Source organism: Mycolicibacterium fallax, from assembly GCF_010726955.1.
GTDB classification, from domain to species: Bacteria; Actinomycetota; Actinomycetes; order Mycobacteriales; family Mycobacteriaceae; genus Mycobacterium; species Mycobacterium fallax.
In genome coordinates this window covers 3,745,208-3,763,750 of the sequence record NZ_AP022603.1, presented here as the reverse complement: position 1 = coordinate 3,763,750, position 18,543 = coordinate 3,745,208, and the positions used below count along the sequence as shown (strand labels likewise).

Annotated in this window: 20 protein-coding genes, 1 tRNA gene and 1 pseudogene; 14 read left to right on the top strand and 8 right to left on the bottom strand. The window is 70.6% G+C overall.

What is annotated here, in order from left to right; genetic code table 11:
* Positions 1-56: 56 nt before the first annotated feature.
* Genes G6N10_RS18075 through G6N10_RS18060 form a run of 4 tightly spaced genes read left to right on the top strand, consistent with a single transcriptional unit; the run spans position 57 to position 4,446 of the window.
* Positions 57-992, top strand: coding sequence for an AurF N-oxygenase family protein (locus G6N10_RS18075; RefSeq protein ID WP_085098974.1), 936 nt, complete (start codon positions 57-59; stop codon positions 990-992).
* Positions 989-1,651: a DUF4873 domain-containing protein gene (locus tag G6N10_RS18070; protein WP_085098971.1), complete on the top strand. Its 663-nt coding sequence runs from the start codon at positions 989-991 to the stop codon at positions 1,649-1,651. The genes G6N10_RS18075 and G6N10_RS18070 overlap by 4 nt, the downstream gene beginning before the upstream one ends.
* A 21-nt stretch (positions 1,652-1,672) precedes the next feature.
* Complete coding sequence (locus G6N10_RS18065) at positions 1,673-2,539, top strand: TIGR03619 family F420-dependent LLM class oxidoreductase (protein ID WP_085098968.1); 867 nt, start codon at positions 1,673-1,675, stop codon at positions 2,537-2,539.
* Between the two features lie 32 nt (positions 2,540-2,571).
* Positions 2,572-4,446 (top strand): propionyl-CoA synthetase, encoded by a 1,875-nt coding sequence (locus G6N10_RS18060; RefSeq protein WP_085098965.1) that lies wholly within the window; start codon positions 2,572-2,574, stop codon positions 4,444-4,446.
* Positions 4,447-4,452: 6 nt separating this feature from the next.
* On the opposite strand, the gene G6N10_RS18055 is transcribed toward G6N10_RS18060, so the two are convergent.
* Positions 4,453-5,445 (bottom strand): phosphotransferase enzyme family protein, encoded by a 993-nt coding sequence (locus tag G6N10_RS18055; RefSeq protein WP_085098962.1) that lies wholly within the window; start codon positions 5,443-5,445, stop codon positions 4,453-4,455.
* Between the two features lie 173 nt (positions 5,446-5,618).
* Here G6N10_RS18055 and G6N10_RS18050 point away from each other — a divergent pair, with 173 nt between their 5' ends.
* The 4 genes from G6N10_RS18050 (at position 5,619) to G6N10_RS18035 (ending at position 8,911) form a co-directional block, all read left to right on the top strand.
* Entirely contained in the window at positions 5,619-6,410 is a 792-nt protein-coding gene (locus G6N10_RS18050) for an SDR family oxidoreductase (RefSeq protein WP_085098959.1), read from the top strand.
* Positions 6,411-6,498: 88 nt separating this feature from the next.
* Complete coding sequence (locus G6N10_RS18045; RefSeq protein WP_085099151.1) at positions 6,499-6,762, top strand: hypothetical protein; 264 nt, start codon at positions 6,499-6,501, stop codon at positions 6,760-6,762.
* A 66-nt stretch (positions 6,763-6,828) separates the two neighbouring features.
* Complete coding sequence (locus tag G6N10_RS18040) at positions 6,829-8,067, top strand: Nramp family divalent metal transporter (protein ID WP_234810635.1); 1,239 nt, start codon at positions 6,829-6,831, stop codon at positions 8,065-8,067.
* A 25-nt stretch (positions 8,068-8,092) separates the two neighbouring features.
* A complete protein-coding gene (locus tag G6N10_RS18035; protein WP_085098956.1) occupies positions 8,093-8,911 on the top strand; it encodes a TIGR03621 family F420-dependent LLM class oxidoreductase in 819 nt (272 codons plus the stop codon).
* A gap of 310 nt (positions 8,912-9,221) precedes the next feature.
* Here the strand turns inward: G6N10_RS18035 and G6N10_RS18025 are convergent, their stop codons facing one another.
* Positions 9,222-10,022 (bottom strand): SDR family NAD(P)-dependent oxidoreductase, encoded by an 801-nt coding sequence (locus G6N10_RS18025; RefSeq protein ID WP_179962852.1) that lies wholly within the window; start codon positions 10,020-10,022, stop codon positions 9,222-9,224.
* A 132-nt stretch (positions 10,023-10,154) separates the two neighbouring features.
* Here G6N10_RS18025 and G6N10_RS18020 point away from each other — a divergent pair.
* Both G6N10_RS18020 and G6N10_RS18015 read left to right on the top strand, forming a co-directional pair.
* Positions 10,155-10,230 (top strand) — tRNA-Arg (locus G6N10_RS18020).
* A 40-nt stretch (positions 10,231-10,270) separates the two neighbouring features.
* Positions 10,271-10,621: a hypothetical protein gene (locus tag G6N10_RS18015; RefSeq protein WP_085098953.1), complete on the top strand. Its 351-nt coding sequence runs from the start codon at positions 10,271-10,273 to the stop codon at positions 10,619-10,621.
* 12 nt (positions 10,622-10,633) lie between these two features.
* Here G6N10_RS18015 and G6N10_RS18010 read toward each other — a convergent pair whose 3' ends face one another.
* Positions 10,634-12,019: an amino acid permease gene (locus G6N10_RS18010; protein ID WP_085098950.1), complete on the bottom strand. Its 1,386-nt coding sequence runs from the start codon at positions 12,017-12,019 to the stop codon at positions 10,634-10,636.
* 62 nt (positions 12,020-12,081) lie between these two features.
* Entirely contained in the window at positions 12,082-12,228 is a 147-nt protein-coding gene (locus G6N10_RS18005) for a hypothetical protein (RefSeq protein WP_163742572.1), read from the bottom strand.
* Positions 12,229-12,748: 520 nt separating this feature from the next.
* Between G6N10_RS18005 and G6N10_RS20525 the strand changes: the two genes are divergently transcribed.
* Positions 12,749-13,081, top strand: a complete 333-nt coding sequence (locus tag G6N10_RS20525) for a hypothetical protein (RefSeq protein WP_085098947.1) — start codon at positions 12,749-12,751, stop codon at positions 13,079-13,081.
* Between the two features lie 120 nt (positions 13,082-13,201).
* Here the strand turns inward: G6N10_RS20525 and G6N10_RS20520 are convergent.
* Both G6N10_RS20520 and G6N10_RS17995 read right to left on the bottom strand, forming a co-directional pair.
* Positions 13,202-13,642 (bottom strand): annotated as a pseudogene (locus tag G6N10_RS20520) (6-phosphogluconolactonase); the annotation flags it as partial.
* A gap of 3 nt (positions 13,643-13,645) precedes the next feature.
* Positions 13,646-14,116 carry a PTS sugar transporter subunit IIA gene (locus G6N10_RS17995; RefSeq protein ID WP_085098935.1) on the bottom strand — a complete coding sequence of 157 codons (471 nt, stop codon included), beginning with the start codon at positions 14,114-14,116 and terminating at the stop codon, positions 13,646-13,648.
* 97 nt (positions 14,117-14,213) lie between these two features.
* Between G6N10_RS17995 and G6N10_RS20770 the strand changes: the two genes are divergently transcribed.
* On the top strand, positions 14,214-15,740 hold the full coding sequence (locus G6N10_RS20770) for a PTS transporter subunit EIIC (protein WP_085098932.1): 1,527 nt from the start codon (positions 14,214-14,216) through the stop codon (positions 15,738-15,740).
* 11 nt (positions 15,741-15,751) lie between these two features.
* On the opposite strand, the gene G6N10_RS17985 is transcribed toward G6N10_RS20770, so the two are convergent.
* Together G6N10_RS17985 and G6N10_RS17980 are read right to left on the bottom strand one after the other, a co-directional pair.
* Positions 15,752-16,120 (bottom strand): hypothetical protein, encoded by a 369-nt coding sequence (locus G6N10_RS17985; protein WP_085099142.1) that lies wholly within the window; start codon positions 16,118-16,120, stop codon positions 15,752-15,754.
* A gap of 87 nt (positions 16,121-16,207) precedes the next feature.
* Positions 16,208-16,594, bottom strand: coding sequence for a phage holin family protein (locus G6N10_RS17980; RefSeq protein ID WP_085099138.1), 387 nt, complete (start codon positions 16,592-16,594; stop codon positions 16,208-16,210).
* Positions 16,595-16,793: 199 nt separating this feature from the next.
* On the opposite strand from G6N10_RS17980, the gene G6N10_RS17975 reads away from it, so the two are divergent.
* Together G6N10_RS17975 and G6N10_RS17970 are read left to right on the top strand one after the other, a co-directional pair.
* The gene (locus tag G6N10_RS17975; protein WP_085099135.1) at positions 16,794-17,444 is read left to right on the top strand and encodes a response regulator transcription factor; all 651 of its coding nucleotides are present in this window, start codon (positions 16,794-16,796) and stop codon (positions 17,442-17,444) included.
* Entirely contained in the window at positions 17,437-18,543 is a 1,107-nt protein-coding gene (locus G6N10_RS17970; protein WP_085098929.1) for a GAF domain-containing sensor histidine kinase, read from the top strand. The genes G6N10_RS17975 and G6N10_RS17970 overlap by 8 nt, the downstream gene beginning before the upstream one ends.

Below are 18,543 nucleotides of genomic sequence, written 5' to 3'. Positions count from 1 at the left end.
CGGCTTTACGTTTGAGTCTAGGACTGTAAGACGCTGGAAGAGAAGGACGTTCGGCAATGACACGCTCCGTCACCGCGGTACCGACCCGGACCGACGATCGCCCCGCCCAGGGCGGCCGGTCTCGCGAGGAACTTGCCAATCGCCTGCTCAAGGGTTCGGTGCGCAAGTCCTACGCCCCCGTCGTCGACATCGACTGGGACGCCCCGATCGAGCCGGACATGTTCTTCCTGCCGCCGGAGCTGATCAGCATCTACGGCACCGAGCTGTGGGATTCGCTGTCCCGCGCGCAGCAGATCGAGCAGTCGCGCCAGGAGCTGGTGAACGTGCTGTCGGCCGGCATCTGGTTCGAGAACATCCTCAACCAGGCGCTGCTGCGCGATCTGATGCACCGCAATCCCACCGCCGCCAGCTCGCACTACAAGCTCACCGAGCTCGGCGACGAGACCCGGCACATGGTGATGTTCGGCAAGGCCATCGATCACGTCGGCGGCATTCCGATCCGGCCGCGGCTCTACCAGCGGATGATCATCAACCTGCTGCCGCTGCTGTTCCGCGGCCCGATCCTGTGGGGCGCCGCGCTGGTCGGCGAGGAGATCTTCGACGCGCTGCAGCGGCAGATCCTGGAGGGCGCCGAGGTGCAGCCGTTCGTGTTGCGGCTGATGCGCATTCATGTCACCGAGGAGGCCCGGCACATTCAGTTCGCCCGCGACGATCTGCGCAAGACCGCCCCGGCCATGCCGTGGTACCGGCGGGTCGTGGTGGCCAACCTGCATGGGGTCGGCGGCCCGTTCTACCGGTTCCTGCTCACCCACCCGGCGATCTACGCCCGCGCCGGGCTCGATCCCCGGCAGGCCCGCCGGGTCGCCCGCAGCAACCCGAACTTCCTGCGGTCCTGCCGGGATTCGGCCGAACCGCTGACCGAGTTCTTCACCGAGGTCGGCCTGATGGGCCGGCTCAGCCGGCGGATGTGGCGCGGGGCCGGGTTCCTGTGAGCTACCTGCTGATCGGCGCGGGGCCGCTGCCCGGGCTGCCCGAGCCGGCAGCAGTCATCTCCGGGGACCCCCGGCCGCGGTTCGACGCCGACCGCTGGATCGCGACGGACACCGGGGTCACCGCGCCGCTGGTGGTCGACACCCGGCCCTCGGGCGACCCGTTGATCGCCGTGCACGGGCGCCCGAACTGGTTCAGCATCGCGGGCCCCGATGTCGCGGGCCAAACCCGGGCGGTGGCCCGCTGCCTGGAGCTCGTCGCGCGCACCGGGGTCGGCCGGATCGAGGCCCGCTCCCGGGTGCCGGCGCGGCGCTGGTACCCCGGCGGGCTGGCCCGGCTGTTCTACCTGTCGGGTTCGGAGAACATCGAGGACGAGGTGTACGACGGTCCCGCGGTGCTGACCGTCGCCGACCGGGAGATCGCTACCCGGATCCGGCTGACCGGCAACCTGCACCCGGTCGATGGCCGGTTCCATTGGCAGGGCAGCGTTTTCCAGACCGCCGGGATCGACCGGGCCGGGCCGGCGCGGCTGACGATCGGCGCGCACACCGTCGACGCCCGGCTGACCGAGCGGACCGCGCAGGGCACCTTCATGATCACCGGGGCCGGCGCCCCGCCGTATCTGCCGGCCGGTCTGGCCATGCCCGGGACAGGAAACTAGAACGTGTTCTAGCATCGGCTCATGCGATTCACCTTCGCCGAGTCCATGACCGAGCCCTCCTACTACCTGCCGCTGGCCCGCGCCGCCGAGGCCGCCGGCTATCACGGCATGACGATCGCCGACAGCGTCGCCTACCCGTTCGAGTCCGACGCCAAGTACCCCTACACCCCCGACGGCAACCGGGAATTCCTCGACGGCAAGGAAATGATCGAGGCGTTCGTGCTGGCCTCGGCGATCTCCGCGGTCACCACCACGCTGCGGCTGAACTTCTTCGTGCTCAAGCTGCCGATCCGCCCGCCCGCCCTGGTCGCCAAGCAGGCCGGCTCGCTGGCCGCCATGTTCGGCAATCGGCTCGGCCTCGGCGTGGGCACCAGCCCCTGGCCCGAGGACTACGACCTGATGGGAGTGTCCTACGCCCGCCGCGGCAAGCGGATGGACGAGTGCATCGACGTCATCCGCGGGCTGACCAGCGGCGACTACTTCGAGTACCACGGCGAGTTCTATGACATCGCCAAGACCAAGATGAGCCCGGCGCCCAGCGCCCCGATCCCGATCCTGATCGGCGGGCACGCCGACGCCGCGCTGCGCCGCGCCGCCCGCAACGACGGCTGGATGCACGGCGGCGGTGACGGCGAGGAACTCGACACCATGCTCACGACCCTGGCGCGCTACCGCGCCGAGGCCGGCCGCACCGGCGACTTCGAGATCCATGTCATCTCGATGGACGCCTACACCCCCGACGGCATCAAACGGCTGGAAGACAAGGGCGTCACCGACGTCATCGTCGGCTTCCGGCTGCCCTACATCAAGGGGCCGGATCCGGAGCCGCTGCAGAACAAGATCGACAACCTGGAGCGGTTCGCCGAACGGGTCATCGCCAAGCTCTGATCCGGCTTGCCCGATCCTGTTAAGTTTCCCGCATGGGCGCATATCAGGACGTGTTCACCGCCAGCCTCGCCGACTCGTCGGCGTTCTGGGCCGAGGCCGCCACCGCGGTGGACTGGACTCGCAAACCGCAGCGCATCCTCGATGACAGCCGGCCGCCGTTCTACCGCTGGTTTCCGGACGGGGAGCTGAACACCTGCGCCAACGCGCTGGACCGGCACGTCGAGGCCGGCCGCGGCGAGCAGGCCGCGCTGATCTACGACTCGCCGGTGACCGGGATCCGGCGCACCTACAGCTACGCCGAACTGCTCGAGGAGACCGCGCGCTGCGCCGGCGCGCTGCGCGCGCTGGGGGTGGAACGCGGCGACCGGGTGGTCATCTACATGCCGATGATCCCCGAGGCGGTCATCTCGATGCTGGCCTGCGCCCGACTCGGCGCGGTGCACTCGGTGGTCTTCGGCGGCTTCGCCCCGAACGAGCTGGCGGTCCGCATCGACGACGTGCGCCCCAAGCTGATCATCACCGCGTCCTGCGGCATCGAGCCGAGCCGGGTCATCGAGTACCTGCCGATGATCGAGGATGCCATCGGGCTGGCCACCCACCCGCCGATGCACTGCGTGGTGGTGCAGCGCAACGGCTACCACCGCGACATCGCCCGGGGCCGCGACGTGGACTGGGCGGAGATGATGGCCGAGGCCAGCCCGGTCGATCCGGTGCCGGTGGCCGCCACCGATCCGCTGTACGTGCTCTACACCTCGGGCACCACCGGCAAGCCCAAGGGCATCGTGCGGGACAACGGCGGGCACGCGGTGGCGCTGCAGTGGACCATGCGGCACATCTACGACATCTCCCCCGGCGACGTGTTCTGGGCCGCCTCCGACGTCGGCTGGGTGGTCGGGCACTCCTACATCGTCTACGGCCCGCTGCTGGCCGGCGCCACCACGGTGCTCTACGAGGGCAAGCCGGTCGGCACCCCGGACCCGGGCGCGTTCTGGCGGATGATCAACGACTACTCGATCAACGCGCTGTTCACCGCGCCCACCGCGCTGCGGGTGATCCGCAAGGAGGATCCCGACGCCAACCACCTGGCCGGCTGGGACCTGTCCAGCCTGCGCAACCTGTTCGTCGCCGGCGAGCGGCTGGACCCCGACACCTACCACTGGGCGGTCGAGCACCTGCAGATCCCCGTCATCGACCACTGGTGGCAGACCGAGACCGGCTGGGCCATCGCGGCCAATCCGATGGGCCTGCAGGAGTTTCCGGTCAAGCCCGGTTCGCCGACCAAGCCGATGCCCGGCTATGACGTCCAGATCCTGACCGAAGACGGCACCGAGAGTGAACCCGGCCGGGAGGGCGCGATCTGCATCAAGCTGCCGATGCCCCCGGGCACCCTGGCCACGCTCTGGGACGCCGACGACCGCTACGTGTCGTCGTACCTGTCCGAGCATCCCGGCTACTACCTGACCGGCGACGGCGGCCGGATCGACGAGGACGGCTACCTGTTCGTGATGGGCCGCACCGACGACGTGATCAACGTCGCCGGGCACCGGCTGTCCACCGGCGCCATCGAGGAGGTGCTGGCCACCCACCCCAGCGTCGCCGAATGCGCGGTGATCGGGGTGCCCGACGCGATCAAGGGCCAGGCCGCCCGCGGCCTGGTGGTGCTCAAGGCCGGAGCCGACGACGAGGACCTGGTGACGGACCTGGTCAAGATGGTGCGCGACGAGATCGGCGCGGTCGCCGCGTTCCGGCTGGTCGACGTGGTGCCCGCGCTGCCCAAGACGCGGTCCGGCAAGATCCTGCGAAAGACGTTGCGCGGCATCGCCGCCGGGCGTGACGAGCCGATGCCCTCCACCATCGAGGACGCCTCCGTGCTCGCCGCGCTGCGCGCGATCCTGACCCGCGGCTGAGCCGGTTCAGCACACCGTACGACTCGCCGAGGACAGGTATGCCTCGGCGAGCTCGCAACTGCCGACCGCGTAGCTGACCAGCCTGGTCCGCGACTCCACCGAGTGACCGCGGGTGCCCATCCAGGCCAGCAGCAGCAGCCGGCGCAGCAGCACGAACGAGGCCAGCATGTCCTCGTCGGCGGCCCGGCAGTCCCGCAGGCCGCGATAGCCCGACAGCCAGGCGTCCTGCCACTGCGGCAGCCGTGGGTCGTGCTCGACGAAGGACACCGCGGTCGCGAAATCGTAGAACAGCCAACCGAATCCGCAGTCGTCGAAATCGATGACGGCGGTCCGGGCGCCGTCCACCATCAGGTTGGCCGCCCGCAGGTCGGCGTGCACCAACCCGAACCGGTCCGGGCCCTGGCCGTACTCGGCCAGCCGCCGGGCCAGCAGGGCGGCGGCGGCCGCGAGGGTGCGCCGCTCATCGGGGCCGACGCCCGCCGAGTCCTGCCAGCGGCCCCAGCGCGGCCGCGACCCGAGGCTGTGCTCCCAATCCCAGCGGAACCGGTCGAACCCGGCCGGCCGGCGCCAGCCCAGCGAATGCCGGTGCAGTTGCGCGGTGATCCGGCCCAGCTCGGCGAAATCGCTTGCGGTCAGCGCGGTGTCGTCGGGGTGCGCGCCGGCGATCACGGCAAACCGGACGACGTGCCGCGCGACCCCGTCGACGGGCACGGTCACCACCCGCCGCCCGTCGCGCGCGGGAAGTACCACCGGAGCGACGATTTCGGTCTCGTTGTGCAGCGCCGCCAGCCAGTCCAGCTCGGACTCGATCTGATCGAGGCGGTGATAGCCCCGCCGGTGCACCCGCAGGATCGAGCGCAGACCGGAGCCGGCGTCGGTGTGGCAGAAGGTGGTGTTCTCCGACCGGATCAACAGCTCCAGCTCCGAATCGGGCGCGAGGCCGTAGTCGACGCCGGCCGCGACCGCGACCGCCCGCTCACCGTCCTGGCCGTCGGCCACCGCGTTGCTCCCGTCGTCCGAGTTCTGGTTGGGCCCGTCGTCCTGGTTGGGCCCGTCGTCCTGGTTGGGCCCGTCGTCCTGGTTGGGCCCATCGAGAGTAGATCGCCGGCGGCCGCCGCGGTGCGCCCGCCCAATCCGTTCCGGTCCCGCCGGGTTCGCGATAGCGTCGCGCCATGATTCTGGACAGATTTCGTCTCGACGACCGGGTGGCGGTGGTCACCGGCGCCGGTCGCGGGCTCGGCGCCGCCATCGCGACCGCCTTCGCCGAGGCCGGCGCCGACGTGCTGATCGCCTCCCGCACCCGCGCCGAGCTCGGTGCCGTCGCCGAGGTCGTGCACGGCCTGGGCCGCCGCGCGCACGTCGTGGTCGCCGACCTCGCCCACCCGGAGGCCACCGCCGAATTGGCCACCGCCGCGCTGGAAACCTTCGGCCGGCTCGACATCGTGGTCAACAACGTCGGCGGCACCATGCCGGGACCGCTGCTGAGCACCACGGCCAAGAGCATGCGGGACGCGTTCACCTTCAACGTCGCGACCGCGCACGCGCTGACCGCGGCCGCGGTCCCGGTGATGCTGGAGCATTCCGGCGGCGGGTCGATCATCAACATCACCTCGACGATGGGCCGGCTGGCCGGGCGCGGCTTCGCCGCCTACGGCACCGCCAAGGCCGCCCTGGCGCACTACACCAAGCTGGCCGCCCTGGACCTGGCCCCGCGGATCCGGGTCAACGCCATCGCCCCGGGGTCCATGCTGACCTCGGCGCTCGACGTCGTCGCCGAGAACGAGGCGCTGCGCACCCCGATGGAACGGGCCACCCCGCTGCGTCGCCTGGGCGATCCCGAGGATGTCGCCGCGGCCGCGGTGTACCTGGCGTCCCCGGCCGGGTCCTACCTGACCGGAAAGGTGCTCGAGGTCGACGGCGGGCTGACGTTCCCGAACCTGGATCTGCCGCTGCCCGATCTGTGACGGCCGCGGTGTACCGAACTACCCTGGTATTCAGCAGCAGGGTTGCACTCTGCCGACTGACTGCCCGGACGAAACCTGGAGGATGACGATGAGCAAGATTCGAGCCGGAGTGGTTTCGGGGTTCCTGATCGCCGCGGGAGCCGCGTTGACCGTCACGCTGGCACCGGCGGCCGCCGCCGAGCCCGGCCTGCTGCCCCAGTGCGAGGCGACCGAGGCCGGCGGCGGCATGGCGGGCGGCCAGACCACGGTGTGCGAGTCGCCCGGCAACGCCCAGATCGACTCGCGGCCGTCGGTGTACCCGCCGATGGGCGCGGGCATGTTCCCGTGGGATGACGGCTTCTTCATGATGTGATGACCGGCCGGGATACCCGGCCCGGTAGATTTTCTGTTTCGGTAGACCGAGGCAGGAAGGCAGCGTGTGACGCGACAGGCACCCGCCGCTGCGCGCAGGTCCCGGCTGCCCGCCGCATACCTGCTCGGTCCGGCGTTCGTCGCCGCGATCGCCTACGTCGACCCGGGCAACGTCGCCGCCAACGTCAGCGCGGGTTCCCAGTTCGGCTTCCTGCTGCTGTGGGTGATCGTCGCCGCCAACGTGATGGCCGGCCTGGTGCAGTACCTGTCGGCCAAGCTGGGCCTGGTCACCGGCCGGACCCTGCCCGAGGCGGTCGCCGACCGCTGCGGCCGGGGCACCCGGTTGATGTTCTGGTTGCAGGCCGAGTTCGTCGCGATGGCCACCGACCTGGCCGAGGTGGTGGGCGGCGCCATCGCGCTGTACCTGCTGTTCGACCTGCCGCTGCTGGTCGGCGGCCTGATCACCGGCGCGGTCTCGCTGCTGCTGCTGGTCGTGCAGGACCGGCGCGGCCAACGCACCTTCGAGCGGGTGATCGGCGGCCTGCTGCTGGTGATCGCGCTCGGCTTCCTCTCCAGCCTGTTCGTCGACCCGCCGACCGCCTCCGAGGTCGCCGGCGGCCTGGTGCCGCGGTTCCAGGGTGTCGAATCGGTGCTGCTGGCCACCGCCATGCTCGGTGCGACGGTGATGCCGCACGCGGTGTACCTGCATTCCGGGCTGGTCCGGGACCGGCACGGCCGGCCCGAGCCGGGCCCGGACCGGGCTCGGCTGCTGAAGATCACCCGCTGGGACGTGGCGCTGGCGATGTTGATCGCCGGCGCGGTCAACATCGCGATGCTGCTGGTGGCCGCCGCCCACCTGCAGGGCGTCGAGGGCACCGACTCCATCGAGGGCGCCTACTACGCGGTCCGCGACGCGCTGGGGCCGACGGTGGCGCTGTTGTTCGCGATCGGGTTGCTGGCCTCCGGGCTGGCCTCGAGCTCGGTCGGCGCCTACGCCGGGGCGATGATCATGGACGGCCTGCTGCGGGTGTCGGTGCCGATGCTGGCCCGCCGACTGGTCACCCTGACCCCGGCGCTGGTGGTGCTGGCCGTCGGCGTCGACCCGAGCCGGGCGCTGGTGCTGTCCCAGGTGGTGCTGTCCTTCGGCATTCCGTTCGCGGTGCTGCCGCTGGTCCGGCTGACCAGCGACCGGGCGCTGATGGGCGATCAGGCCAACCGCCGGATCACCAGCGCGCTCGGCTGGGCCGTTGCGCTGCTGATCACCGGGCTCAACGCGATGCTGGTGTATCTGACCCTGCTGGGCTGACCGGCGCCCGCGTAGGGTCGGCACGGTGGACAAGGACTTCCGGTTCGGTGTCGGGGTGCGTGCGGTTGACTCGAGTCGCGAATGGGCCGACGGCGCACGGTATTTGGAGGATCTCGGGTTCGACGTGCTGAACGTGCCCGATCATCTCGGGGCGATCGCGCCGTTCCCGGCGCTGGCGGCCGCGGCCGCGGTCACCAGCCGGATCCGGCTCGGCACCTTCGTGCTCAACGCCTGCTTCTACAAGCCGGCGCTGCTGGCCCGTGACGCCGCCGACCTGGCCGCGCTCAGCGACAACCGGCTGGATCTGGGGCTGGGCGCCGGCTACGTGCGCGAGGAGTTCGAGGCCGCCGAACTGGCCTTCCCGCCCGCCGGCGCGCGGGTGGACTACCTGGAGCATGTGGCCGGCTATCTGCGCCGCGAGCTGCCCGACCTGCCGATCCTGATCGCCGGCAACGGCCCGCGGGTGCTGCGGGTGGCGGCCCGGCACGCCGGACTGATCGGGTTGACCGGCTCCGACGACGGGCCCGGCCCCGACCCGCTGGCCACCCGGATCCAGGGGATCCGGGACGCCGCCGGCGACCGGTTCGACGACCTGGTGCTCAACCTGGCGATCACCGCCGTGCCCACCGACGCCTCCGGCCAACCGGATCTGCGGTTGACCCGGCGGTTCTCCCCCGGCCGCAGCGACGACCAGCTGCGGGCGCTGCCCAGCGTGCTGTCCGGGTCGCCGGCCGAGATCGCCGACACGCTGCGCGGATACCGCACCCGCTACGGGCTGAGCTATTTCACCGTGCAGATCGAACACGCCGAGAGTTTCGCCCGGGTGATCGCCGAGCTCCGGTAATTCCGGACGCAATGCGCGGCAAATTCCAATTTGCCCCGAAACGTCCCCGCCATTCTGGAAAAAACACTCTCAACTGCGAACTTACCGGCAAGTAATTCGACTTCGGCCCGAAACTGTGACACCGTCGAGGCACGACACTTGGACCGAGGAACGCCAATGATCGAATTCGTCAACAGGGCGGTGAGCTGGGTGCGAACCGGTTATCCGGTCGCAGCGCCGCGGCACGGTTATCTGCCCCTGCTCGCACTCGCCCAGGGCCGTCGCGGGAGCTTCGCGCACTGACCCGATCGGCGGGCGGATCCCGCAGGCCTCACCGCAGTGCCCGGGCGACCGCGAACAGGGTGAAGCGGCGCGGCGCCAGGCGGGCCAGGATCGCGGTGGCGGCGTTGGCCCGGCCGGAGACCACGCTCGGGCGCCGGTGGGTGCGATCCAGTTCGGCAAGCGCGGCGGCGACCACCTGCGCCGCGCTCTGGAACCGGCCGACCGCCGCCCCCTCGGTGCCTCCGACGACGTCGAAGAACTCGGTGCGGGTGGGGCCCGGGCTGAAGGCCAGCACCCGCAACCCGCTGCCGCGGGCCTCGTAGCCGATGGCCTCGGTCAGCGACAGCACGTAGGCCTTGGACGCCCCGTAGGCGGCCATCCCCGGCGTCGGCTGATACGACGCCGTGCTGGCGATGTTGAGCAGCATGCCCCGCCCGGAGCGCAGCAACGCCGGCAGCAGCAGCCGGGACAGGTCGGTCAGCGCCGCGACGTTGACGGCGACCAGCTCAGCCAGCCGGTCCGGATCGGCCTCCGCGAAGTCCCCGACCATGCCGAACCCGGCGTTGTTGATCAGCGAATCGACGGCGATGCCCCGATCCTGCAGGGCATCGGCCAGCACCCGGGGCGCCCCCGGGACAGCCAGGTCGACGCCGATGGCGGTCGCGGTGATCGAGTGCCGGGCCGCCAGCGCAGCGGCCAACTCGCGCAGTCGGCCCTCGCGCCGGGCGACCAGGACCAGGTTCGCGCCGCGGGCGGCCAGTTGCACCGCGAACTCGGCGCCGAGTCCGGAGCTGGCCCCGGTGATCAGCACGGTGCTGCCCGGGTAGTTCAGCGGGCCACGACGGTTCACGCTGGTGTGCTCCTTGCGCCTGGGCGGCCACCTGCGTGGGTCCGCGCGTCAATGTTGGTCGCATTCTCGGGCATCGGCACCGCGAGCGCGGCTGTTCACCTCCGGTTGGTGGCCGCTGTAGGCTCGCCTCGCGCCCCCGTAGCTCAGGGGATAGAGCACGGCTCTCCTAAAGCCGGTGTCGCAGGTTCGAATCCTGCCGGGGGCACCACAGCGTTTTTCCAGTTCAGCGGACCTGGTACAAACGAGCGATGCAGCGCATCGCGATCGAGTTCAAGGATTCCCACCCGGTTCGCCCCGGTTTCATCCTGCTGGTCGAGTTGGCCGGCGCCGGGCAGGTCCAGATCCGGGATCTGGAGTTCGTGCACAGCATCCACGGGGTCGCCAGCACGGTGGCCGCCGACCGCGTCGACCCGGCGCTGGCCGGTCTCGACGGCGCGGCCTCCGGGTTGTTCGACCGCGCCGAACTCGACGCGATCACCGCCGAACTGTCGCACGGGACGACCGCCGCGGTGCTGGCCTATGACGGTGGCCCGCTGGATTCGGTGATCGCGGCGTGGCAGGCCGGCGGCGCACTGATCCGGGACCTGCCGTCGGCCTGAGCACCCGGCGAGCTACCCGGTCCGGCGGGCCCGCCGGACCAGATAGGCGCCGCTGATCAGCGCGAACCAGGCCACCCCCACCGCGATCGCGGTGCGGCCGTCGGCGGTGAAGAACAGCAGCACCACCACCAGCGCGAAGAAGCCGAGCGCCGCAACGTTGGTGTAGGGCGCCCACGGCAGCCGGTAGTCCGACGCCGGCAGCAGCCCGTCGGCCACCCGGCGCCGGTACACCAGGTGCGCAACCAGGATGCTGCCCCAGACGAAGATGATGCCGATCGTCGACACCGAGGTGATGTAGGCGAACGCCTCCTTGGGCGAAACCAGGTTGACGATCACCCCGACCACCATCACCGCCGCCGACAGCGCGATCGCCCGCAGCGGCACGTGCCTGCGGCTCAGCGCCTGCAGGGCGCGGGGCGCGTCACCGCGCTCGGACAGGCTGCGGACCATCCGGCCGGTGGAGTAAATGCCGGAGTTGCACGACGACAACGCGGCGGTCAGCAGGATGAAGTTCACGATGCTCGCGGCGGCCGGAATGTCGAGGTACTCGAAGACCGCGACGAACGGGCTCTCGTCGCGGTGGAAGTTGCGCCAGCCCTGCACCGACAGGATCACCAGCAGCGCGCCGACATAGAACAGCCCGATCCGGAAGGGCAGCGTGTTGATCGCCTTGCGCAGCGTGACCTTCGGGTTTTCCGCCTCCCCCGCCGTGACGCCGACGAGCTCCACGCCGACATAGGCGAAAACCACGATCTGCAGGCTCAGCAGCGCCGGGCCCAGCCCCATCGGGAACACCCCGTGGTCATTCCACAGGTTGGCCGGGGTCGAGCCGGCGGCCGGTCCGTACCCCGAAATCGGCAGCAGCACGATCAGGCCGATGATGATCATCCCGACGATGGCGGTCACCTTGATCATCGAGAACCAGAACTCGGCCTCGCCGAACACCTTCACCGAGATCAGGTTGGCGCCGAACAGCACCACCAGCACCGTCAGCGCGGTGACCCACTGCGGGATCACCGGCCACCAGTGCTGGATGTAGACCCCGGCGACGGTGATCTCGGCCATGCAGGTGGTGGTCCACACCGCCCAGTACGTCCAGCCGCTGGCGAACCCGGCGAACACCCCGAGGAACTCCTCGGCGTACTCCGAGACGCTGCCGGACACCGGCCGGTACACCAGCAACTCGCCGAGGGCCCGCATGACGATGAAGATCGCCAGCCCCGCGACCAGGTAGGCCAGGATGAGCGCCGGGCCGGCCTGCTCGATCGCGCCGCCGGCGCCATAGAACAATCCGGTGCCGATGGCACCGCCGATGGCGATCATCTGCACGGTGCGCGCGGACAGTCCCCGCTCGTATCCGGCGTCGGGGTTCGCGGTTTCCGGCTCGGCGCGGTTCACCCGAACTTTGTCTCACACCGTCGCGGCCGGGCGCTAGGGAGGGCGCCGTTTGGCGCGGCGGGTCAGTAGCGCCAGCGCACCGGCGTCAGCACGGCGACCGGGGTGTGGCTCAGCTGCAGGGCGTGCCGCTCGTCGGCACTGAGCTGAAAACGCGCCCGGGTGCGGTCCAGGGCCGCGCGCAGGCGGGAACGGAAATCGGTGTTGGTCATCTCGGTACTCCTGAGAACGGGACCGACCTCGACCGGCGGTGCCGCAGCGAATCCGAAAAGGGATGCCGCGGGTCAGGAAACCGCCGGGAAGCGGGTCAGGGTGGACCGGTGCTGTCGCAGCGGATTGCGTTTAACGCCGTCGCTGGGACTCATCGCGACCTCACCTCCTCTGGTCGATTAGGCGGCAGTCGAACACTCGGCCTCCGATGCCGGGGGCCGCCTCGTGCCTTCCATTAGAGCCGCGAAAAGCCGATCCGTCAAACCGATACACGACCGCGACCTGCACATTTCGCTCCTAAGGTGCGGTTTCACCCGACGGCAACGGCCGGTATCCGTCGGCTGCGGCGACCGCCCGTCGCACCCCGCGACCCGCTTTCCGTGAGCCCCCTCACGTTTGCCGAAAATTTGGAATGAATCCAGATAAGCCGGGATTGATCCATGGCAATGGAACAACTCGGGGCCCTCCGGGCCCCGATCGAGCAAACGGTCCATCGGACCGAGCAAAGGATGTGGTCGCACCATGAAGACGATCCGCGACGCCGCCGCGCGGACCGCGATGGCCGGAATCGCCGCCGCAGCGATGGCGATGGTCATCACCGTCGGCGACCTGGGCACCGCCGTCGCGGCCGCCGAGGCCACCGGCAACAGCGGCCAGGGCGGATTCGAGCTCACCGTGGAGACTCCGACGCCCGCGGCGACGCTGCCCGGCCTCACCGCCGCGACCCCACAGAAGACCGGCACCCAACTCAGCCCGCGCAGCCGGCGCAAGGATTGGAACGCCAACAGCGACCTGCCGATCCCCGGCCGCCCAAACGCAAACCAGAACCCCTCGGCCAGATCCGCCGGGGCATGAGCCCCGGGAATGATCCAGATCACATCGCGGTTGTACCAGGCGCAAGCGGCCAGCGGGGCCCCGACGGGACTCGCCATTCGGATATATCGCTCGGCGATCGGGCCTGCACCCCAGTAGGGTGGACGAGCCGGGCTCGTTGAACGCGATGTGCCCGTCGGTACCGATGCCGAGGATCTGCAGGTCCACGCCGCCGGCGCGGCCGATGGCCGCCTCGTATTCCGCGCATTCGGCCTCGACGTCGACGGCCAGGCCGTCGGGCCCCTGCACGGCGCCGGGGGGAAAGTCGACCCGGGAGACGAAGTCCCGGTCGATCACGTTGCGGTAGCTCTCCGGGTGATCGGCGGGCAGGCCCACGTACTCGTCGAGGGTGAATCCGCGCGCCGCGGCGAAGGACACCCGCCCGGCGCGGTGCCGACGGGCCAGCTCGTCGTAGATCGCCAGCGGCGAGCCGCCGGTCGCCAGGCCAAGCACCGCATCGGGTTTGCGGTCCAGCAGCGCGCAGATCGCGTCGGCGGCGACGGCGCCCGCCGCAGCCGGGTCGGGCACGAGGATGACTTCCATCGGCTAGCTCGTCGCCTCGAACAGCACGGCGCCCGCCTCGATGTCCGAGCCGGTGCGCACCGGGTCGGAGGCCGCGATGTGCGCCGGGTCCCGCTCGTCCAGCACCACCACCAGCACGATCGGGTTGAGTCCCCGGTCCAGCACGGCGGGGACGTCGCAGCGGATCACCGGCTGCCCGGCGCGAACCTGGTCGCCCTGGGAAGCCAGCGGGGTGAAGCCCGCACCGTCCAGCGCGACGGTGTCCAGGCCCAGGTGCACCAGCAGCCCAACCCCGCCGGGGGTGAGCACCACATAGGCGTGCGGCATCAGCCGGACCAGCTTGCCGTCCACCGGCGCCAGCGCGTCGACCAGCCCCGCGCGGGGCTGCACCGCCGCACCCCAGCCCACCATGCCCTGGGAGAACACCGGATCCGGGACGTCCGCGAGGGCGACCGCGCGCCCGGACACCGGCGCCAGGACGGGGGTGACAGTCATACGGCGGGCTCCAATCCGGCAAGGGGTTCGTTCTCGACCGCCCCAACTCTGGCGGAAGAATGGCACCATTTCACCGCATCTGCATAAGCTCCCGCGGATGAGCACCTCCGCGCCGGCACCGAAATCCGGTCTGCAGATCCCCGGTTTCGCGCAGTTGCAGCGACTCGGCAAGAGCCTGATGCTCCCGATCGCGGTGCTGCCCGCCGCGGGCATCCTGCTCCGGCTCGGTCAGGACGACCTGCTCGGCCGCATCGAGACACCGGTGATCGGGCCGTTCTTCACCGCGATGAGCGCGGCAGGCGGGGCGCTGTTCACCCACCTGCCGCTGCTGTTCGCCGTCGGCGTGGCGATCGGGTTCGCCAAGAAGGCCGACGGCTCGACCGCGCTGGCCGCCGCGGTGGGCTACCTGGTGATGGACGCGGTGTTCACCAGCATGTCCCCGGTGGTGCTCAACGGGGTGCTCGACAAGGCCGGCGAGCAGGCCCAGATCGACTACAGCGTGCTGACCGGCATCGTCGTCGGCCTGGTCACCGCCTGGCTGTTCGACCGCTATCACACCATCGAATTACCTTCCTACATCGGCTTTTTCGGCGGCCGCCGGTTTGTCCCGATCGTGGTCTCGGTGACGTGCCTGGTGTTGGCGTTCGCAATGAGCTACTGCTACCCGCTGTTCGACGCCGGGTTGACCGGGCTGGGGCATTTCATCGGCGGCTCCGGCGCGCTGGGCGCCTTCGTCTACGGCTTCGCCAACCGGATGCTGATTCCGCTCGGGCTGCACCACATCGTCAACTCCTACGTGTGGTTCATCTACGGCGACTACCCGGCGCCCGGCGGCGACGTCGTCACCGGCGAGCTCGCCCGATTCGCCGCGGGCGACCCCACCGGCGGGCAGCTGACCGCCGGGTTCTACCCGGTGCTGATGTTCGGGCTGCCCGCCGCCGCGCTGGCGATGATCCACGTGGCCAACAAGCGGCAGCGCAAGGTGGCCGTCGGCATCCTGTCGGCGGCGGCGCTGACCGCGTTTCTGACCGGGGTGACCGAGCCGCTGGAGTTCGCCTTCATGTTCGTGGCGTTCCCGCTGTATGTGGCGCACGCCGTGCTGACCGGGCTGTCGCTGGCGATTGCGTACCTGCTCGACATCCACCTCGGCTTCTCCTTCTCCGCCGGCCTGATCGACCTGCTGCTGTGGGGCAACGCGCCCGCCGCGAAGAACGTCCCGCTGCTGCTGGTGACGGGGCTGGCCTTCGCCGTCGTCTACTACCTGCTGTTCCGGCTGGCGATCACCCGGTGGAACATGCGTACCCCCGGCCGCGAGCCGGCGGCCGAGTTCGACGCCGAGCAGCGCGCCAACCTCGCCGACCCGGTGCCCGGTCCCACCGCCGGCGGGGCCGCGGACAGCCTCGCCGAGCAGCTCATCGCCGCGTTCGGCGGGCGACCCAACCTGGTGAACGTCGACGCCTGCATCACCCGGCTGCGGATGGAGGTCGGGGACACCGCCGCGGTCGACCAGCACCGGCTGCGGGAACTCGGCGCCGCCGGGGTGATCGTCGTCGGCAGCAACGTGCAGGCGGTGTTCGGCACCCGCTCCGAGGCGCTGAAGAACGCCATCAACGAGGCCCGCTGAGGGCCGCCGCCTCAGCGCGAGCGCAGCGCGCCGACCAGGGTCCACACCGACAGCGCCGCCGCGGCACCCGCGCCGGTCGCCCCGAGGTACCAGCCGTATCCGGCGCCGACCGCGCCGCCCACGGAGCTGTGGTGGTACCACCAGATCAACACGCACAACCCCAGCGAAAGCACCAGCGTGGCGATCGCGGCGGTCAGCGGCATCAGGTCGCGGGCGGCCATCGCCGCGGCGACCAGCAACACCGAGCACAGCAGCAGGATCAGCTGCCCGGCGCCGAAACCGTCCGGCGCGGCCAGCGAACCGACCGCGCCGCCGGCCGCGCTGACCCGGCCGCCGCCCCCGGCCTGGGTGGTCAGCCAGGGCAGCCAGGCGGACACCATCACGACCGTCGCGGACAACGCGACCAGCCAACCGGGGCGAATCACAGCGCCGATGGTACGGGCCGACGGCACCGGCCGCCCGCGCTGCTAGCGGCCGGCGACCTTCTTACCAATCAGCAGTTTCGGCAGCAGCACCGTGGCCAGCGCCGTGACCAGCCACACCAGCACCGTCGCGGCGATCCAGGAACCGGCGCCGGCGATGCTCAGACCAGCACTGCCGGTGAACCAGGCCGCCAAGGCCAGCGCGACCAGCGTCGAGACCAGGCCCACGCCACCGAGGAACGCCGAGGCGTACCTGCTGGTCATCTTGGCGAAGAAGGGCGACAGGATGGCCTGTGCGAGGGCGAAGATGAGCACCGCGGTGACAAACCCCCGCGGATGCACCGACACCCCGTCGACCAGCCAGTTGGCCGCCAGCAACCCGATGGCCGACGAGGCCAGAAAGACGACGAATTTCAGCAGCAACCTGATCACGGTGTCAGCGTACGGCGCGCAGCCGGGAAAACTCGGCAGGCCGCCCACGGCGACCTCGGGCTTCCCCCGCGGAGCCCGGTCACGGACCGGCGGCCCACCACCTTCCACCGTCACCGTGCGGGGGCCGCCGCGCCACCGGCAAACGTCACCGACACCAAGACGAAGGTCCCCGATCGGGCATCGGGTTACTGTGTTCGCTGTGATCACGGTGTTTCTGGTCGATGACCACGAGGTGGTGCGCCGCGGCCTGGTCGATCTGCTCGGCGGCGACCCCGACCTGGAGGTGGTCGGCGAGGCCGGATCGGTCGCCGAGGCCAAGGCCCGTATTCCGGCCGCCCGGCCCGACGTGGCGGTCCTGGACGTCCGACTGCCCGACGGCAACGGCATCGACCTGTGCCGCGACCTGCTGGCCGCCCACGACGAGCTGCGCTGCCTGATCCTGACCTCCTACACCGACGAGGAGTCGATGCTCGACGCCATCCTCGCCGGGGCCAGCGGCTACGTCGTCAAGGACATCCGCGGGATGGAACTGGCCGAGGCGATCAAGGATGTTGGCGCCGGCAAGTCGCTGCTGGACAATCGGGCCGCCGCCGCGCTGATGTCCAAGCTGCGCCGCGACGACAACGCCGAACCCGAAGACGCCCGGCTGCGCGGCCTGTCCCCCACCGAGCGCACGCTGCTGGAACTGCTCGGCGAGGGGCTGACCAACCGGGAGATCGGCGAGCGGATGTTCCTGGCCGAGAAGACCGTCAAGAACTACGTGTCCCGACTGCTGGCCAAGCTCGGCCTGCACCGGCGTACCCAGGCCGCGCTGCTGGCGGCCGAGGTGCTGCCCCGCAACCATGGCTGAGGCCGCCCCGGGCCTGATCCGCGACGGTCTCGTCGACGCGATGCTGGCCGTCACCACCGGGCTGGACCTGGAGCAGACCCTCGCCACGATCGTGCACACCGCGATGCGGCTGGTCGACGCCCGCTACGGCGCGCTCGGGGTGATCGGACAGTCCGGCAAAATGCTGGAGCGGTTCATCTACGAGGGCATCGACGACGACACCCGCAGGAAGATCGGGCCGCTGCCCGAGGGCCGCGGTGTGCTCGGGGTGCTGCTCGACGAGCCCGAACCGGTGCGGATCGCCGACGTGTCCCAGCATCCGTCCTCGGTGGGCTTCCCGCCGCACCATCCGCCGATGCGGACCTTCCTCGGGGTGCCGATCCGCTGCCGGGACCAGATCTACGGAAACCTGTACCTGACCGAGAAGGCCGACGGCGCGATGTTCAGCGCCGACGACGAGATGCTCATCCTGGCGCTGGCCTCGGCGGCCGGCATCGCGATCGACAACGCCCGGCTGGCCCGCCGGTCCCGGGAACTCGACGTGCTCTCCGAACGCGACCGGATCGCCCGCGACCTGCACGACCACGTGATCCAGCGGCTCTTCGCCGTCGGGCTGTCGTTGCAGGGCGCGCTGTCGGCCGAGCACGAGGAGCAGCACCGCCGGATCTCCACCGCCCTGGACGACCTGCAGGGCGTGGTGCAGGAGATCCGCAGCACCATCTTCGATCTGCACGGCGGCACGGTGACCCGACTGCGCCAGCGCCTCGAGCAGGTGGTCGCCCAGATGACCGGGCACTCGCCGCTGCGGGCCACCTTGCACGTGACCGGCCCGCTGTCGGTGGTCGACGCCGGGCTGGCCGACCACGCCGAGGCGGTGGTCCGGGAGGCCATCTCGAATGCGGTCCGGCACGCCGACGCCGCGACGGTCACCGTCAGCGTCACCGTCGATGACAACCTCACCGTGACCGTCGTCGACGACGGCGTCGGGATCGGCCCCGACATCACCCCCAGCGGGCTGGCGAATCTGGCCAGCCGGGCCGAGGAGTGCGGCGGCGATTTGGTCGTCGCGCCGGGCACCAGCTGCGGCACCCGGCTGGACTGGACGGTGCCGCTGCCGTAG

What these genes read in the sequence shown, in the direction of transcription:
- G6N10_RS20770 (WP_085098932.1), top strand. Translation starts at nt 14,214, where the DNA reads ATGAGCACCTCCGCGCCGGCACCGAAATCCGGTCTGCAGATCCCCGGT.
- G6N10_RS17995 (WP_085098935.1), bottom strand. Translation starts at nt 14,116, where the DNA reads ATGACTGTCACCCCCGTCCTGGCGCCGGTGTCCGGGCGCGCGGTCGCC.
- G6N10_RS18015 (WP_085098953.1), top strand. Translation starts at nt 10,271, where the DNA reads ATGCAGCGCATCGCGATCGAGTTCAAGGATTCCCACCCGGTTCGCCCC.
- G6N10_RS17985 (WP_085099142.1), bottom strand. Translation starts at nt 16,120, where the DNA reads ATGGTGTCCGCCTGGCTGCCCTGGCTGACCACCCAGGCCGGGGGCGGC.
- G6N10_RS17970 (WP_085098929.1), top strand. Translation starts at nt 17,437, where the DNA reads ATGGCTGAGGCCGCCCCGGGCCTGATCCGCGACGGTCTCGTCGACGCG.
- G6N10_RS18005 (WP_163742572.1), bottom strand. Translation starts at nt 12,228, where the DNA reads ATGACCAACACCGATTTCCGTTCCCGCCTGCGCGCGGCCCTGGACCGC.
- G6N10_RS18045 (WP_085099151.1), top strand. Translation starts at nt 6,499, where the DNA reads ATGAGCAAGATTCGAGCCGGAGTGGTTTCGGGGTTCCTGATCGCCGCG.
- G6N10_RS20525 (WP_085098947.1), top strand. Translation starts at nt 12,749, where the DNA reads ATGAAGACGATCCGCGACGCCGCCGCGCGGACCGCGATGGCCGGAATC.
- G6N10_RS18050 (WP_085098959.1), top strand. Translation starts at nt 5,619, where the DNA reads ATGATTCTGGACAGATTTCGTCTCGACGACCGGGTGGCGGTGGTCACC.
- G6N10_RS18060 (WP_085098965.1), top strand. Translation starts at nt 2,572, where the DNA reads ATGGGCGCATATCAGGACGTGTTCACCGCCAGCCTCGCCGACTCGTCG.
- G6N10_RS18075 (WP_085098974.1), top strand. Translation starts at nt 57, where the DNA reads ATGACACGCTCCGTCACCGCGGTACCGACCCGGACCGACGATCGCCCC.
- G6N10_RS18065 (WP_085098968.1), top strand. Translation starts at nt 1,673, where the DNA reads ATGCGATTCACCTTCGCCGAGTCCATGACCGAGCCCTCCTACTACCTG.